Here is a 15,213-nt window from a genome sequence, read left to right on the forward strand (position 1 = left end):
TACGCATGACAGAGCAGTTACTTCTAGCCAAAAGATTGTTTTTGATTGGCTCAGGGTATGCTGAGAAAGATGACCCAGTTTCGGCAGGGGTTTCAATCTCACTATTCCAAGACTCGATAGAAATATTCATATGGTCACTATTGAAAACCCTTGACGCCGAAGCAAATGATAAAACCCCGTTCACTGCATTTTTTGACCTTGTAAAGAACGCCAAAGGAAATACAAATAACTCATCACTTCCTTTCAAAGCCAAAATACTAGAACTAAACAAGGCACGAGTTAACTTCAAGCACTATGGGAATTTACCAGACATTTCTGAAGCAAAAAAATTTAAAGCATACACTGAAGAATTTTTATCCATCAGTTTCTATGAGTTTCACTCAATAGAGTTTTCATCGCTATCGCTTGCTGAGTTAATTCCATACCCACACATTCGCGCTCAGATAAAAAGCGCAGAAACGATGCTAGAAAGCAAAGAGTACGAGCAAGCTATAGCTGAACTATCAATCGCAAAAGCTATGCTATTCGAAAAAATCTCCGATTACTTACCAAAGCCAGACAGAAGACTTTCCGACGGCGATAGCTTTTTAAGGAAAATATCCGGCACACAAAGTATAAGACTGTTTGGCCCGCTCACACAGTACTTAGAAAAATCAAATGAAATCAGTATTATTGCATTGCTTGGAATCCAAATAAGTGACTATTTTTTGTTGCAAAAATATCTCCCTGCGGCACTAAAAATGGCTGCTGGCAATTGGGTATTGCAATATCACAACAGGCTTAGCCCTGATGAAAAAATCACAAAAAATGCCATCAATATAATTACATCAGCAGCAATTCGAGCCAAAGAAGTCATCGGAGCATAGTCAGCTATCAAATTAGCGCCTAACAAGTGGATATGGACTCCCCCCACAAGTAGTAAACAATAGCTTTTCGAACCTGTCGTCAGCGCGGTTACATTCGTATATCCGGCCTGTTCTGGGCGCTCACGCCCTGGCCATTCTGTAGTTCGCGCAGCGGGGGCCAAGCGTTCAATCGATCACACGGATCATCATTCTTATCGGCTTTGCTCCACTGCGGGGCTCGCCTGTTCCGGGAGTGGACATCCGAGAAACCAATAACCCCCCTCGCTCACACCTGATTGCGCTGGTTCTGCGCCAGACGCTCAGCCAGGGTGTCGAGCAAGTAGCCTGGGTAGAGCACAGCGAAACCCGGGGGAAATTCGAAGGGTTTCGCGTTGCTCTACCCATCCTACGGTGCTGCTCTTGCAAGCGAGGTTTCTTAGCCCTAGGGCGCTAGCAAGTAGCCCGAACAACCACCGCAAACGGTGGATGAAAAAAGCGTCGACTACGCACCCCGATCCACCCTACGCGTGAGGACGCAACCAAGCCCCTCAACATTGACGCAGTTCACCCCTGATCACGCCGATTCTGCGCCAGGTGCTCGGCCAGCACATCGAGTTCAGGTAACTCCTCCTCCGGCATCTGCCGGATCACCGCCTGGGTCAGTTTCATCTGGCGGATAAAACGCCGACAGTTGCCGCACATGGCCAGGTGGGCGCGTACGGCCAGGCGCTGGCGCAGGGTCAGTTGGCCGTCGAGAAAATCGCTGGAGTGAGCGACCAGTTCCTTGCAGGTCAGCATTGGCCTGTCTCCTCGAAATGTTCCAGGGTGGCGAAGACTTTCAGGCGTGCCCGGTGCAGCAGCACACGGGCATTGGAGAGGGAGATGTCGAGAAGATTACAGATCGCCTCCAGCTCCAGGCCCTGGCGTTCGCGCAACACCAGCACGCTGGCCTGCAGTTCGGACAGGCTGGCCAATGTGTGTTCCAGGCATTGGCGCAGTTCGTCCTCGGTCAGCAGCGCCTCGGGGCTGTCCTGGTGCCAGGCATGGGGCGCCAGCAGCCAGTGGCCGTCATCGGCGAAACGCTCGTCCCCCACCGTGCCGTGGGGCGCGGGCAGGTCGTCGAGCAGTACTTCGCGGCGGTTGTGTTTGAGACGGGTCTTGGCTGTGTTGGCGGTGATGGTCAGCAGCCAGGTCTTGAGGCTGGCGCGTTCCTGAAAGCCCGCCAGGCTGCGCACCACGGCGAGCCAGGCATCCTGCACCACTTCGTCGGCGTGGCGGCTGCCGACGATGGCGTAGGCCACTGCGCGCATCGCGCCCTGATAACGCGCGACCAGCTCGCGATAGGCCTTCTGCTCACCGGCGAGCAGGCGGCCCAAGAGATCGGAATCGGACATAGCACTCCCATAGGTGATGCCTGCGCACAGGTGTGAACACTCCCGTGCGCCTCAGGCATACCTACAGAGAGTTCAACGCTTGCGCAAAATTACACTGCCGATCGAATAACCGGCACCAAAGGAGCTTAGAACACCCAGGCTGCCCGCCGGCAGGTCGTCCTGGTTCTTGTGCAGGGCGATCACCGAGCCGGCCGAGCTGGTGTTGGCATAGGTGTCGAGGATCACCGGCGCCTCGTGCGGCTCGGCGTCGCGACCGAGCAACTTGCGCGCGATCAGCAGGTTCATGTTGAGGTTGGCCTGGTGCAGCCAGAAGCGCTTGACGTCGCTGACGTTGAGCTGGTTTTCCGCCAGGTGTGCAGCGATCAGCTCGGCGACCATCGGGCAGACGTCCTTGAACACCTTGCGGCCTTCCTGCACGAACAACTTGTCGCGGGCGCCAACGCCCTCTTCCGCGGCGCGGTTGAGGAAGCCGAAGTTGTTGCGGATGTTGTTGGAGAACTGGGTCAGCAGCTTGGTGCCGACCACGTCGAACTGGTGCTTGGAGGTGGCCTGGTCGGCACGTTCGATGATCACCGCCGTGGCGGCGTCACCGAAGATGAAGTGGCTGTCGCGGTCACGGAAGTTGAGGTGGCCGGTGCAGATTTCCGGGTTGACCATGAGGATGGCGCGGGCCTGGCCGGTCTGGATCGCAGTGGTCGCGGCCTGGATGCCGAAGGTGGCCGAGGAACAGGCCACGTTCATGTCATAGCCCCAGCCCTGGATACCCAGCGCGGCCTGCACTTCGATGGCCACCGCCGGATAGGCGCGCTGCAGATTCGAGCAAGCGACGATTACCCCGTCGATATCGGCGACGGTCTTGCCGGCGCGCTCCAGCGCCTGCTTGGCAGCGCCGACGGCCATTTCGCAGAGGATGCCCCACTGCTCGTTATCACGTTCAGGAATGCGCGGCACCATGCGCTGCGGGTCGAGGATGCCATCCTTGTCGATGACGAAGCGGCTCTTGATGCCCGACGCTTTCTCGATGAAAGCCGTGCTGGATTCGCTCAGCGCCTCGATCTCGCCACGGGCGATGGCCTCGGCATTGTCGGCGTTGAACTGCTGTACGTAGGCATTGAAGGATGCCACCAGCTCGTCGTTGGAAATGCTGTTGGCCGGGGTATACAGGCCGGTACCACTGATCACGACGTTATGCACGGTCATTCCTCTTCTCGGCCGCTGGCGGCCTCAGGCAGTAGGCCGGCGACAGGCGCGCAGGCCGGAAATCGGGGGAGATGCGGGCGAAGCTCTGACGACGGTTTCGCTCCGAGTCACGGAGTGTGCCACAGGGCAAAGCCATTCGTCCTCAGCCCGTGAGAGTGTCTGAACGGCCACAACATGACCGTTTATAGCCAACTGGTCTAACATGCACGTTGACCCGTGATCCAGGAGCCTGCATGAACCTCTCTTTACTGAGCCGCTACGCCTTCTTCGCCCTCTGCGTACTGTTCACCCTGGCTAGCCTGCCCTTTCTGCATCACGAATGGTTGTGGCCGTTCACGCTGCTCACCGGCGTGCTCAGCCTGATCGGTATCGGCGATCTGCTGCAAACCCGCCATGCCGTACGGCGCAACTACCCGATCCTGGGCAATATCCGCTACTTGGTCGAGGGCATCCGCCCGGAGATCCGTCAGTACCTGCTCGAAGGCGATGCTGAACAGCTGCCCTTCTCCCGCGCTCAGCGCTCGCTGGTCTACGCCCGGGCCAAGAACGAAGGCGCCGACAAACCCTTCGGTACCCTGAGCGACGTGTACCAGAACGGCTTCGAGTTCATCAGCCACTCCATGCGCCCGGCGCCGCTGACCGATCCGTGCAGCTTTCGCGTGGAGATCGGCGGGCCGCAGTGCAGCCAGCCGTATTCGGCTTCGCTGTTCAACATCTCGGCGATGAGCTTCGGCTCGCTCAGCGCCAATGCCATTCGCGCACTGAACGAGGGCGCCAAGCTCGGCGAGTTCTACCACGACACCGGCGAAGGCAGCATCAGCCCCTACCACCGCGAGCACGGCGGCGATCTGGTCTGGGAATTGGGCAGCGGCTACTTCGGCTGCCGTACCTCGGACGGTCGCTTCGACCCCGAGCGTTTCACCGCGCAGGCCACCAGCCCGCAAGTGAAGATGATCGAAATCAAGCTCAGCCAGGGCGCCAAACCGGGCCACGGCGGCATCCTGCCCAAGCACAAGATCACCGAGGAAATCGCCAGCACCCGTGGCGTGCCGATGGGCGAGGACTGCGTCTCGCCGTCACGCCACAGCGCCTTCTCCACGCCGACCGAGCTGCTGCAGTTCATCGCTCAGCTGCGCGAGCTGTCCGGCGGCAAGCCAGTCGGCTTCAAGTTCTGCCTGGGCCACCCTTGGGAGTTCATGGGCATCGTCAAGGCCATGCTGCAGACCGGCATCCTCCCGGATTTCATCGTCATCGACGGCAAGGAAGGCGGCACCGGCGCGGCGCCGCTGGAGTTCACCGACCACCTCGGCGTGCCGCTGCGTGAGGGCCTGCTGTTCGTGCACAACACTCTGGTCGGCAGCAACCTGCGCGACAAGATCAAGCTCGGCGCCAGCGGCAAGATCGTCAGCGCCTTCGACATCGCCCGCGTGCTGGCCATCGGCGCCGACTGGGCCAACTCGGCGCGCGGCTTCATGTTCGCCATCGGCTGCATCCAGTCGCAGTCGTACGGGGGAGTTAGGCCAGCTTGACACGCCTGGGGAGCTGCGCAACAAATGGACAAACCTCCCCCAAACGAGCCGTCCAGATGAGCGAACTGCCCACGATAGAGAAGGTACGGATAGCGAACTTTCTGATCGCCTGCCCTACCACAGAAGCAGGTGCACCGCTCTTTCCCTCGACTCTCTGGTCCTCTGTGAAGGTAGCCACGTACTACTGGCGCCCAATCCCGGATAGCGCAATCACACAGTATCCACATATGCCGGTGCTGCTGGAATCAAATGGAAGCATCTGGGTGCATGGCTGCTTGTATCTCCTTAACCGCGCAATTGACCCGCTGAGAAACGAACCGCTAGCCCCTGCGACACTTGACTCCTTGGCTCGTGACTTGCGGATATTCAGAGAAGCACTTGACTCCGTCAATTGCGATTACCTGCTAGATAGCGAGTATCAAAGTCGACGACCAACGTATCGGCTAAAGGCAGCCCTCAAGAAGAAGATTGATGACGGGTATGCGATCAGTTCGGCAAATAGGATTCTCTCGACGGTAAAGAGCTTCTATTCATGGCTTATCGATTCAAAACTTGCGACCTTCAAATTTGGGCTTTGGAGAGCAAGAAAATCGAACGTCCGCACAGTCAACGACCAAGGCTATACGTTCTACAAAACAATTGAATTAACTGATCTTACCTTTAGAAATATAAAGCAAAGCGAAGAAATGAGTTCAGACTCCATTCATGATGGAGGGAAACTACACCCAATAACATTCGCAGAACAAAGAGAAATTGCAATAGCTCTTTCTGAGCTTCAGAATCCTGAAATGACGCTAGGCATACTCCTAGCTCTTATGACTGGCGCACGAATCCAATCAGTCTTTACTCTGCGAATTGGTGAATTTTCCAACGAAAAGGTACAGGACACCGATAGCGTCCCAATCGAGATTGGCAGGCACGGCGCCGACAGCAAACGTAGTAAATCCTACCCACTTTATGTTCCAGGCTGGCTTTACAACCGGATTAGACTCTATATCGGTTCTACACGCGCCTTGGGTAGACGACAGCTGAGTACCAACATATACAGCGACACTCAGGACCAATACTTGTTTCTGACCACCAGCGGGAATCCGTACTACATGAGGCGCTCAGATCCAGATATCTACTCCTCAAAGGAGCCAGTTCGAGGCGGCGCAGTACGAAAATTCATCAATGATCAGTTAATTCCACACCTTGCTTCCAAGGGCCTTGGCATCCGATTCACGTTTCATGACTTGAGGGCAAGTTTCGGAATGAACTTGGTTAGGGATGGAATTCGCGACATTGAAAATGGCCTGCAATCAATGGACGGACTACTGCATTATGTTATGACACGCATGGGGCATAAGAGCATCAAGGTCACCATGCGTTATCTCAATCACGACTACGCCAGGGCGGCATCCTATCGCGCTCAAAGCGGCTGGGAAAAAGAAGTTGCGAAGCTTACGGAAATAGGTTTTCATCAAGGACATCTTGATGAAGATCATGACAATGGTATTGACGAAAACTGAGATAGACTTACGAAATCTGAACGAAGCAGAGTTTGAGAGACTTCTCTCTCATCCCAACCCAGAGACTTTCACTCTCATTTTAGAGTCCAAGCGAAAAAGATTCTTTATTGGACAGATTGCGTACTTGGCACGTAAGCGCGAAGAAGATGACGTAGTCGAAAGCAGCCTCTCCTTCACTCGCCGGGCTATAGTCTTCAAATTCCTAGACTGGGTGTATCATAGGGCCTCTACGGGTGACCTCGCGATTACTACGATTGAAGGGCGAGTCAGAAAGACCCTTGATTTTTTTCACTGGTGCGATGCGAATAATTATCAAGACTTTACTCAAGACGCTGAGCTAGGGAGCGTCGCCTATAGAGCGTACTCAGATCATCTGAAAGAAAGGGTTAGACTTGGCGAGATGCATCCGACCTATGCTTCCGAGCATCAGGGAATTGCAGAAGATTGCCTGTACTGGATATTCCCAACTTTTCAGCCAGAATCACTCCAAGGTATCAGACGGATACAGGCATCAAGCGCTGAAAGAAATGCCACCCCAGTTTCAGACGAAAATGATACCGCTAAAAACCTAGCACTTAGCCAGGCCCTATTTGATGGTCTGACAGACTTCCTTATTAACAACGCCCCCTTTCCGTTCCAGCTTTCACTTCCGAATGAAACTTGCTGGGTTTTACCGTGCCAGCAATGGATCAGACCGGCGTTCAGGCTCAATGAACGCAACTACACTCCAAACTGGTCGTGGAACTATGAAACCGGTCAAATTAACGATATCGACTTCATAGAGAGCAAGTATCAAAAAGGCCGAAGTGAGGCCGCAAAAATGTATCGAAGGGCGCAGAAGAACCTTCAAGAGGCTAACAGCAACCCTCATCACCATACACGATTAGGTCTGGCTGCCTGGGCACTAAAATCATTTTCTTTTCTCTTCTGCAACAATGTTGGCGGTAACAGAAAGTCATTCCTAGACCAAAAGTGGGACATTGAATGGAAATATGTAGAGGATGACCGACTACCACAGCCTCAGAAGAAAAGCATCCAATTCACGACCATCAAGCCAAGAGCAAGTCGCTATACCAGCTTCAAAATAACCAAGACATTTATCCCGCAATTCGAAAAATTTCTGAAGCTGAGAGACTTTCTACTTAATGGGCAGGAATTCGAATATTTATTTTTCGATTACGACCAATATGGTGCAATCAAAAAAACCTCCCCTCACTTCCTGCAAACGTACTTCCACCTTGCAAGAAAGCTGCTTGACCCAACAATAGCCAATATTTCAACCAGAGCGATTCGAGCCTCAAAAGGCGATTGGGCACAAAACAATCATCGACCTGAGGTTGCAGCTGAACTTCTTCAGAACAATATTGGTACGGCACAGAAGTCCTATGCAACCGGCAATGAAACGAGTCAATCGCTAGAGTTCTCAAATTTTTTTGAGGTTCTTTCCTCACGCACAGGACTTATTGCAACCGACAGGCCTAACAACTACACCTCATTGTCCAACGGGGGATGCAATGACTTCGGAAAGCCAAAGTCTATTCATCCGAACGCTCCTACCGAGCCAGATTGCAAAAACCGGGGCAGCTGTCTTTGGTGTGAGCACTTTGTGTTGCATGCCGACGAAGAAGACGCTCATAAACTTTTCAGCATGAGATATGTGTTTGAGAAGCTAGGTGAATTTACCGACTCCTCAACTCGTAAAAACATGATCGAACCGACCATAGAAGCTATTAACATTTTCATTGGAAAAATTAATAGCAGTGGTCCTGATGCCTCGATTTTTTTGCAACGAGCAGAATCACGCGTGGACGGTGGGTACTTGAGCGATTACTGGTCAGGAAAACTTGACCTACTGCTAGATATTGGGGTTATTCAATGATTGCCCGTCAAATGCTACTTGAATACATACCAGGGAACTCGCTGCCAGATGCTTATATAGAAGCTCAGGACGGTGAAATTCATTATCCTGACCAAAATTTTGTAATTTCCCGCGACGAGCACGGCAATACAGTAAGCACCTTCGGCGAGCTAGAATGGAAATTAAGTACTTATAGCAGAAACCTAAAGGAAACCACGTCTATATTCTTTCACACACTGGGCTTCTACCGAAATAAATCCCTACAAATCCAGGTTAAATGGCTAGTATTTATCCTGATGTTCTTCCACCACGGAAGGCGTGGAAATGGCCTAGCCATTTCAACTTTGGTGAATTACTCACTATTATTAAACAGACTCTCCGCCTACGCTGATGAGAACTCACTAAGCCTGTATGACTTTTTTACCAATCAAGAATTGCTCATAAACTTTGGAAAAACCCTCGGAACTTCCGAAAGACGAAGGTGGCTCTCGCTTGCAAGATTTTACTACACGCTACCCAGCTCGGCTTGCGGATTTAGGTGTATAAACGCAAGAAGACTACCATCAGCCCGCTTGAGTAACGCATCAGATAAATGGTGGCCCGACCAAACAGAGGTCATTCCCCAGCGCATTTACTTGGCAACCCTAGATTACCTCAACGAAAGAATAGTTGAATTTATAGATAATCTTGAAAATTTAAGAGACCTCCTCATAGCTCTTAGCGAGGACATTACTTATGGAAGAAGCAAAACCCAGCAAAGACTATATGGAAATAAAGCAGGAACCTATCAACCAACTTTTCCTGAAGCAACCAAAAATTTTGGACTAAATGATTTTTTCGACAAACATGGAATCAATGATGTCACCCAACTTTCTCATTACTTAAGCACCATTCAGTTCACCTGCAAGAGCATGATTCATGCTTATAGCGGTATGCGCGACGGCGAAGTGTATCTACTCCAGTTCGACTACCTTGAAACAAAAAAATTAAAAGGCAAAAAGACTCTTCGCCTAATTGGATATACAACTAAACTATCTGACACAAAAAAAGAGACATACTGGGTTACATCACCAGAAATTGAACTACCCGTCCGCGCTGCTCAATACATATGCCAACTTGTCTCTATTCACACTGGTGTCCCGGCCGAAAACACATATTTATTCCCCAGCCTGAGTCATTTAAACTTCAGCAACGCAAATACTCGTATTGATCGCAACGAGATTCTTGTAGCCAACCTAAAGAACGCGGTATTCAATTATATTTTTAAAAAGGATGAGAGATTCAGGATTACTGCTCAAGATCGAGCGCAGCTCCATAAAATTGATTTCACCCGCAGATGGGAACGCGACCATAGTTTTGATGAAGGGCAATTTTGGCCATTTGCATCGCACCAATTCCGCAGATCGTTGGCTGTATATGCGCTCAGCAGTAAGCTGGTTTCACTGACCTCCTTAAAGCGCCAACTTCAACATATTTCGCTTGCTATGACACTCTACTATCTAAAAGGAAATCTCGCAGAACAGAACCTATTCGGGGACGCCCCGGACCACTTCATTAATGAAGTGAAGCACTCCTACGCCATTGTGGCGGGGCTTGACTACTTGGAGGTAGTCCTCTCTGATGAGAAACTCTATGGCGTACGTGGCCAGCAAATAGAAAAACAAATCAAGCCACTCGGAAAGAAAAAAATTCTCGATAGCCGTAAAGAAACAGTTCGTCGATTCCAGAACGGAGAGTTGTCTTACCGCCCGACCCACGCGGGAGGTTGTAGCAATCCCGAGCCTTGCGCAAAGGTTCTTCACCAACCTCTGACCAGTTGTATAAATAAATGTCATCACGCAATCCTGCTCGAGGGCTCCCTGCAAGCTGCACGAAAACACCAAATTAAGCTAGTCTCCAACTTGGAGCCAGGTCACGAGCGCAATACCGAGTTACTCGAACTCGAACACCTTGAAAACTACATGAAAAAGAATGGAATGGCATTAGAAAATGACTAAGCCCCAAAAAAATGGAGAATCAACCCCGATCTTTGAACTTTTCTTAGCTCTTGAGCGCCTCAAATCCAATACACCTGCGATCTTGCCTCCAAACTCAAAGATTAACAATGACAATGTGGCTCTAGAATCCGGCAGACAGAAAGGCTACATCAAAGCAGTTCGCCCCCAGTTCCATAAACTCATTGAGTGCATCAAGGCAGCAGCCGCTGAACAGAAGTCGATCAAGCCAGACCCAAAGTTCCAAATCAGAAAACTCAAGGACGAAAAAAGAGAACTGGAACTCAAGCTTCACTCAGCCTTGAACAGAGAGGTTTTGCTTCACCAACGCCTCATGGAACTAGAAGTAAAAATCCGCGCGTACGAATCTGGTACTGTCGTTAATATCAGCCGGTAACTCGAACGTTTTACAACTGAGGTTGCACATAATGAGGCTTTGCGATTCGTATAGTTTGGAACAGCTCAACCTGATGAGTAAGGATGGTCTGCCAGGCTTTATGGGAATTAAAGTATGCGTGCTACAAGAGAAATATCTTGAAGGCCAACTAATTATCGAGCAGAAGCACCTACAGGATGGTTATTTGCATACCGGAAGTGTTACTACACTTGCTGATACTATTTGTGGCTATGCAACTCTCACTCATCTACCGCCTGAGGCGCATACCTTCACCCCCTTTGAATTAAATAGCCATTATCTCAAAAAGTCGACTACAAGCTCCATCCTTTGCATAGTGGAGGCGGTTCAGCTCCGGAAAGAAATCTACACATGGGATGCGACTATTTATGAGGAATCTGCGGAGGAAGACACTTTTGGCCAAAAATTGGCCCTCTTTCGCTGCACTCATCTCATTCGACGGCTAAGTTAGATTGACTGATCCGCTCCTGATGATGTCAAAAGCCGTATCCATATACTTCATGCTGTTATTTTTTGCTGTTCATCCCCGTACTTTTTAACAAACGAATCAATCGTTGAAGAGTATTTATCTGCAAAAACCCTAGTGCTTGCAGCCCTTACGATTCCTCTATTAAAGCGCCTAGTCTCTGCTGCTGACTGCTTGAAGGCCTCGACTGGTTTTCGCCCTCTTGGTGTACATACCAATGCCAAATCTTTACGCAAACTCAGCATTAGCTCTGCGTGAGGATGCGCCGGTCCCATGCCTTGTCCACCACTAATCACCACTGGATTATCGGAGGTCATGAAGCTCACACCATCCGCAGCGACAAAAAACTGCCAATTCTTATTTAAGGCACTTTGAGCAATGGCATGCCCAAGCTCTAACATGGGACGCAGTGATACCCAAGGCTTGGCTTCCGCCTTTATCCCATGTGCCAAAATCTGTTTCGCAATTTCAGACTGCTCATTGGCAACTTCTTGGAGTGCCATATTGGCAACCCAAGTATAAATATCATTAATCCCATCCCTAAAACTTGGCACCCTTGTAAGTCCGACACCAATAAAAAATGCGAGCTTACCTTTATCCTCTTCAGACAGCAGGACCTGTCGCCCAGGCTGCACCACAAGCGCCTTTATTATTTTTGGTATTTCGTTATCCAAATTACGAGCGAATGCTTCTTCTAGAATATCAATATCTTGCTCACCACCCTCCGTCTCCTGCGAATAGTAATAGTCTAAATACGCCACGGACTTAACGGATTTTCTAGCTGGCATAAAACCCGGCCGCTTGTCGTAAACCCAAACAAACGGAGATCCGGCCTCATCCGAAAAACCCTTTAAATAAGCTTGCGGCACAAAATGCTGCCTGACAGTTGTCAATCAAACCTCCAGTTCAAGACTTTCTATTTCATGGGTGCAGCCTTAAGCTCTATCTTGCTTATACAACTTGAACCCGTGCGGATTCTTATACCCTTTGTTATAAGATTCGTACGCCTGCCTTATGCTCCCCTTTGTTATAAACAGCTTATGATAGAATATATGGGAAAACAAGGCAGCATTATTAACCCGGCAATTTAACAGGGCAAGTAGCGATCAACTTGTAGATTCATAAATTATTGAAATTAATGGTTTTTTGTGAAAGCTGGAGATGTGCTATTTGATTGCCGCGTTAATATAAAATTTCGGACTGCGCGAGGGGCCTATGTAATACTTAGCGCCCAAATCATTGACTATAAACTTACCAAACCCTTCGCTCCCCGACATACATGCCGTACTAACAATGGCAACTGCATTCGACTTAAAGCTATATTTTGTAAAATTCTTCCTACTCCCTATACCATTAGGCGTCCACCACCCCGAAAATTTTCCGCGCGCGCTAACTTTCCCGTGCGCCGAGACATGAATATACTTATACCTAGATTCAGCAATTAACGCTATCAGATCTTCAATACTATTAACTGAAGAGTATTTAGACTTCACCTCCATTAATCTAAATATATTTCTCAAACAATGACCTTCTGACCCCGGATCTTCTTCATCAAGGCACTCGATGACCTCAACCCCATCTTTTAATTTCACATACGCTCCTTAGCCGATCTCAAACATGAATTTTTTGCGTGTGATTTTTGAATTAGTTTATCCATTACGTAGTATTACTAGATCTCTTGGCTTTATGCGAGGAGGCCGGTTACAATGACCGCTCAAGGGCCGAAGCACGTCGGCCCGCCCGTCCGCATTGGCGAAGCTGTAGCAGCATCGTGCGACTCATCTCTCGAGCCAGGTTGCCTTTCTACGGTAAGCCGTGTGTCTCGATGTGCGGACGCATCGACTGTCACCGGTTGATTGTCGGAGGCCATCGTGGCAAGAGTCTTCACTGAAGCTCAAGTAGAGCGCTTTAAACGCGAAGCCAAAAAGCTTCGTCATTTCGAACCTGATCTTACTCACAGCGCGGCCCTCGACCGCATCGCAGCTCAACAGGGTTTTTCGAACTGGTCCCTTCTGCACAGACACTGTGAGTGCAACGACCCAAGATCTGTTCTCCAGTCGATCAGCGTTGCCCCCCTTCCGCTGATGTTTCAACGCACTCCCGAGGAAATGCGGCAGACGCTTCGCAAGCTCCCCGAGAGGTCTGACAGCAATCGCCCTGTCTCAGCTGAAGTGCGTGCCCAGACAGAAGACATCAGAGGCAAGTTCGTATCGGCCGTCAATGCTTTGGACTACGCGATTGCCTACATGGGTAGCCTACTATCGGTACCGCGGTTCCATATCAATGCCTCGTCTCTTGCCAACTGGGAGATGCGGTGCTGGTTACCGTACTCCATTCATCCCATTGCGGATGACGATGATTTCGCCCAGGGCCAGATCTTGGTGAATCGTCGCTACAAGCCAGTAGGACAGACCTCTGACGAGTGGACAGATTATAGGGAGCACACAAGGTCTCACCTGAAGCTAGATGCCTCGCAGCTCAAAGACATAACAGGCAACAGGTGCAGACAGGGATACTTGTTCAATGACGGTTCGTGTCCGTGGCACTCACGCAAGCTCTCCGAAGGCTATTTGGAGCGACTTCTGTTGTTGCGGGACATCCTGAGAGGGTGACAACGGACACGGTGATCCATCGTTTAACGGTGGATCACAAACAGCTTCGCATCAGCCCGCCAAAGTGACGGATTGCTCTCCCTTCCCTGACAACCTCAAGGAAATTACGACTCGAACCACACGAACTCGTCAGTAGCGATTCGATGCGAGATCCTTCTGATATCCACTGGCTTGTCCAGCATGCCGGCCGCTACATCGGCATCTTCTCTCGATAGATGCATGCTGTTCAGCGCATAAGAGTCACCCGAGAAGACGCCCCAGCACACACGCCAGCCCGGGTTGTCCCTATCTAACGTGGGCGCAAGGCCTTCTAGATCTGGGATCAGTCCGAAATACGCGGCGAACCCTATCCCAGGTTTACCAGGTTCAGGTAGTAACGAGCGGCTCACCATTCCGACCACTTCGCCATTGCGATTGAATACAGGGCCTCCGCTCATTCCAGACGGCCAGTCACTCTCCACAACAAACACGGGTGTTCTGTTTGAGCTACTGACCCCTTCAGGGTGAACCCCAGTGATCCGTCCATAGGCGCCAAACATGCCTTCCGTGAGCAGCGCCTGCTGTGCCGAATCGTCTACCTCAGACAGGTCCAACTGCGGGAATCCAATGGCTAACACTATCTCTCCGGGATAAGGAACCCATCCACTGGACCGAATGGGTACCGTCTGTGGAGGCCTAACGCCTGGACCGTGCGGGGCTGCCTTCAACGACGCAACATCGATGGCCGGCTTGCTCGTTGACTCACCTCTCAAGGTAGCTAATGGATCATCCGCCTCGGTCATCGGCACGTAAGCTCCAATAGCCGGCACGAAGCAATCTGGGGGGATACGTATAGTCCCGAAGATAACGGCATGCATACTAAGGAACAAAATGGGTCGACTGCCAGTATCCTGCTCAATGAAGTCGATCACATGGTACGCCGTCAGGAAGCAGCCAAACCCATCGACATGAAATGCTGTTCCAAGGCCGTACATCCTCCCCTCCAGGTCCTGCCGAAAGACCGGAACAATCGCATTTCGAAGCCCAAACGGGTCATGAATTTCAAACGGCGAATAGGGCTTGCCTTGAACTGGCTTGTAAATACTAACGCGATGCTCCCCATCAATATGCGCCTCGCAGGTACGAACGCTAAACGGTTCGAACTCTTCCATCCGTAGTGCCCTCTCCCAGATTTCATTGCTATGACAGGCGTTTTCAAGGCTCCCCTCCGTGGCAGCAAACCCTGCTGTAGCCAATAACCAGATCCCTGCCCACCTAAGCCCGACATACACAGATTCGTGCCGCCAACTCATGGAGACGACGTGCTGTTACGCGCCACGCCTTTCTGCTGAAAGCACGTTTAACTCCCGAACGAGGGAAAACTGCTTCCCGTCTCACTACCAAGGCACA

The 15,213-nt window shown here is 50.9% G+C and carries 13 protein-coding genes and 1 pseudogene; 8 read left to right on the forward strand and 6 right to left on the reverse strand.

The window, feature by feature from the left end; genetic code table 11:
- Positions 1 to 5 precede the first annotated feature (5 nt).
- Positions 6 to 866, forward strand: coding sequence for a hypothetical protein (locus tag VC352_RS09140; RefSeq protein ID WP_322979258.1), 861 nt, complete (start codon positions 6 to 8; stop codon positions 864 to 866).
- A 543-nt stretch (positions 867 to 1,409) separates the two neighbouring features.
- Here the strand turns inward: VC352_RS09140 and VC352_RS09145 are convergent.
- The 3 genes from VC352_RS09145 to VC352_RS09155 form a co-directional block, all read right to left on the reverse strand.
- Positions 1,410 to 1,643 (reverse strand): anti-sigma factor family protein, encoded by a 234-nt coding sequence (locus tag VC352_RS09145; protein ID WP_322979259.1) that lies wholly within the window; start codon positions 1,641 to 1,643, stop codon positions 1,410 to 1,412.
- The gene (locus tag VC352_RS09150; protein ID WP_322979260.1) at positions 1,637 to 2,239 is read right to left on the reverse strand and encodes an RNA polymerase sigma factor; all 603 of its coding nucleotides are present in this window, start codon (positions 2,237 to 2,239) and stop codon (positions 1,637 to 1,639) included. The genes VC352_RS09145 and VC352_RS09150 overlap by 7 nt, the downstream gene beginning before the upstream one ends.
- 72 nt (positions 2,240 to 2,311) lie before the next feature.
- A complete protein-coding gene (locus VC352_RS09155; RefSeq protein WP_322979261.1) occupies positions 2,312 to 3,433 on the reverse strand; it encodes a beta-ketoacyl-ACP synthase III in 1,122 nt (373 codons plus the stop codon).
- 239 nt (positions 3,434 to 3,672) lie between these two features.
- On the opposite strand from VC352_RS09155, the pseudogene VC352_RS09160 reads away from it, so the two are divergent.
- The 6 genes and pseudogenes from VC352_RS09160 to VC352_RS09185 all read left to right on the forward strand — a co-directional run.
- Positions 3,673 to 4,944: pseudogene (locus tag VC352_RS09160) on the forward strand (FMN-binding glutamate synthase family protein); the annotation flags it as partial.
- Between the two features lie 80 nt (positions 4,945 to 5,024).
- The gene (locus VC352_RS09165; protein WP_322979262.1) at positions 5,025 to 6,479 is read left to right on the forward strand and encodes a tyrosine-type recombinase/integrase; all 1,455 of its coding nucleotides are present in this window, start codon (positions 5,025 to 5,027) and stop codon (positions 6,477 to 6,479) included.
- Positions 6,445 to 8,358, forward strand: a complete 1,914-nt coding sequence (locus VC352_RS09170) for a hypothetical protein (RefSeq protein WP_322979263.1) — start codon at positions 6,445 to 6,447, stop codon at positions 8,356 to 8,358. Before VC352_RS09165 ends, VC352_RS09170 begins: the two co-directional genes overlap by 35 nt.
- Positions 8,355 to 10,334: a hypothetical protein gene (locus VC352_RS09175; RefSeq protein ID WP_322979264.1), complete on the forward strand. Its 1,980-nt coding sequence runs from the start codon at positions 8,355 to 8,357 to the stop codon at positions 10,332 to 10,334. The genes VC352_RS09170 and VC352_RS09175 overlap by 4 nt, the downstream gene beginning before the upstream one ends.
- Complete coding sequence (locus VC352_RS09180) at positions 10,327 to 10,728, forward strand: hypothetical protein (RefSeq protein WP_322979265.1); 402 nt, start codon at positions 10,327 to 10,329, stop codon at positions 10,726 to 10,728. Before VC352_RS09175 ends, VC352_RS09180 begins: the two co-directional genes overlap by 8 nt.
- A 73-nt stretch (positions 10,729 to 10,801) precedes the next feature.
- Positions 10,802 to 11,197, forward strand: a complete 396-nt coding sequence (locus VC352_RS09185) for a PaaI family thioesterase (protein ID WP_322979266.1) — start codon at positions 10,802 to 10,804, stop codon at positions 11,195 to 11,197.
- 47 nt (positions 11,198 to 11,244) lie between these two features.
- Here the strand turns inward: VC352_RS09185 and VC352_RS09190 are convergent, their stop codons facing one another.
- On the reverse strand, positions 11,245 to 12,105 hold the full coding sequence (locus tag VC352_RS09190) for a DUF4238 domain-containing protein (protein WP_322979267.1): 861 nt from the start codon (positions 12,103 to 12,105) through the stop codon (positions 11,245 to 11,247).
- Positions 12,106 to 12,378: 273 nt separating this feature from the next.
- Positions 12,379 to 12,804, reverse strand: a complete 426-nt coding sequence (locus tag VC352_RS09195; protein WP_322979268.1) for a hypothetical protein — start codon at positions 12,802 to 12,804, stop codon at positions 12,379 to 12,381.
- Between the two features lie 279 nt (positions 12,805 to 13,083).
- On the opposite strand from VC352_RS09195, the gene VC352_RS09200 reads away from it, so the two are divergent.
- Positions 13,084 to 13,824, forward strand: a complete 741-nt coding sequence (locus VC352_RS09200; RefSeq protein ID WP_322979269.1) for a glyoxalase superfamily protein — start codon at positions 13,084 to 13,086, stop codon at positions 13,822 to 13,824.
- Positions 13,825 to 13,928: 104 nt separating this feature from the next.
- Here VC352_RS09200 and VC352_RS09205 read toward each other — a convergent pair whose 3' ends face one another.
- Positions 13,929 to 14,975 (reverse strand): serine protease, encoded by a 1,047-nt coding sequence (locus VC352_RS09205; protein ID WP_322979270.1) that lies wholly within the window; start codon positions 14,973 to 14,975, stop codon positions 13,929 to 13,931.
- Positions 14,976 to 15,213 lie beyond the last annotated feature (238 nt).

This window comes from Pseudomonas sp. C11 (assembly GCF_034683865.1).
Classification (GTDB): domain Bacteria; phylum Pseudomonadota; class Gammaproteobacteria; order Pseudomonadales; family Pseudomonadaceae; genus Aquipseudomonas.

Coding starts and splice junctions, on each gene's coding strand:
- VC352_RS09140 (WP_322979258.1), top strand. CDS start 6: ATGACAGAGCAGTTACTTCTAGCCAAAAGATTGTTTTTGATTGGCTCA.
- VC352_RS09145 (WP_322979259.1), bottom strand. CDS start 1,643: ATGCTGACCTGCAAGGAACTGGTCGCTCACTCCAGCGATTTTCTCGAC.
- VC352_RS09150 (WP_322979260.1), bottom strand. CDS start 2,239: ATGTCCGATTCCGATCTCTTGGGCCGCCTGCTCGCCGGTGAGCAGAAG.
- VC352_RS09165 (WP_322979262.1), top strand. CDS start 5,025: ATGAGCGAACTGCCCACGATAGAGAAGGTACGGATAGCGAACTTTCTG.
- VC352_RS09170 (WP_322979263.1), top strand. CDS start 6,445: ATGAAGATCATGACAATGGTATTGACGAAAACTGAGATAGACTTACGA.
- VC352_RS09175 (WP_322979264.1), top strand. CDS start 8,355: ATGATTGCCCGTCAAATGCTACTTGAATACATACCAGGGAACTCGCTG.
- VC352_RS09180 (WP_322979265.1), top strand. CDS start 10,327: ATGACTAAGCCCCAAAAAAATGGAGAATCAACCCCGATCTTTGAACTT.
- VC352_RS09185 (WP_322979266.1), top strand. CDS start 10,802: ATGAGTAAGGATGGTCTGCCAGGCTTTATGGGAATTAAAGTATGCGTG.
- VC352_RS09205 (WP_322979270.1), bottom strand. CDS start 14,975: ATGGAAGAGTTCGAACCGTTTAGCGTTCGTACCTGCGAGGCGCATATT.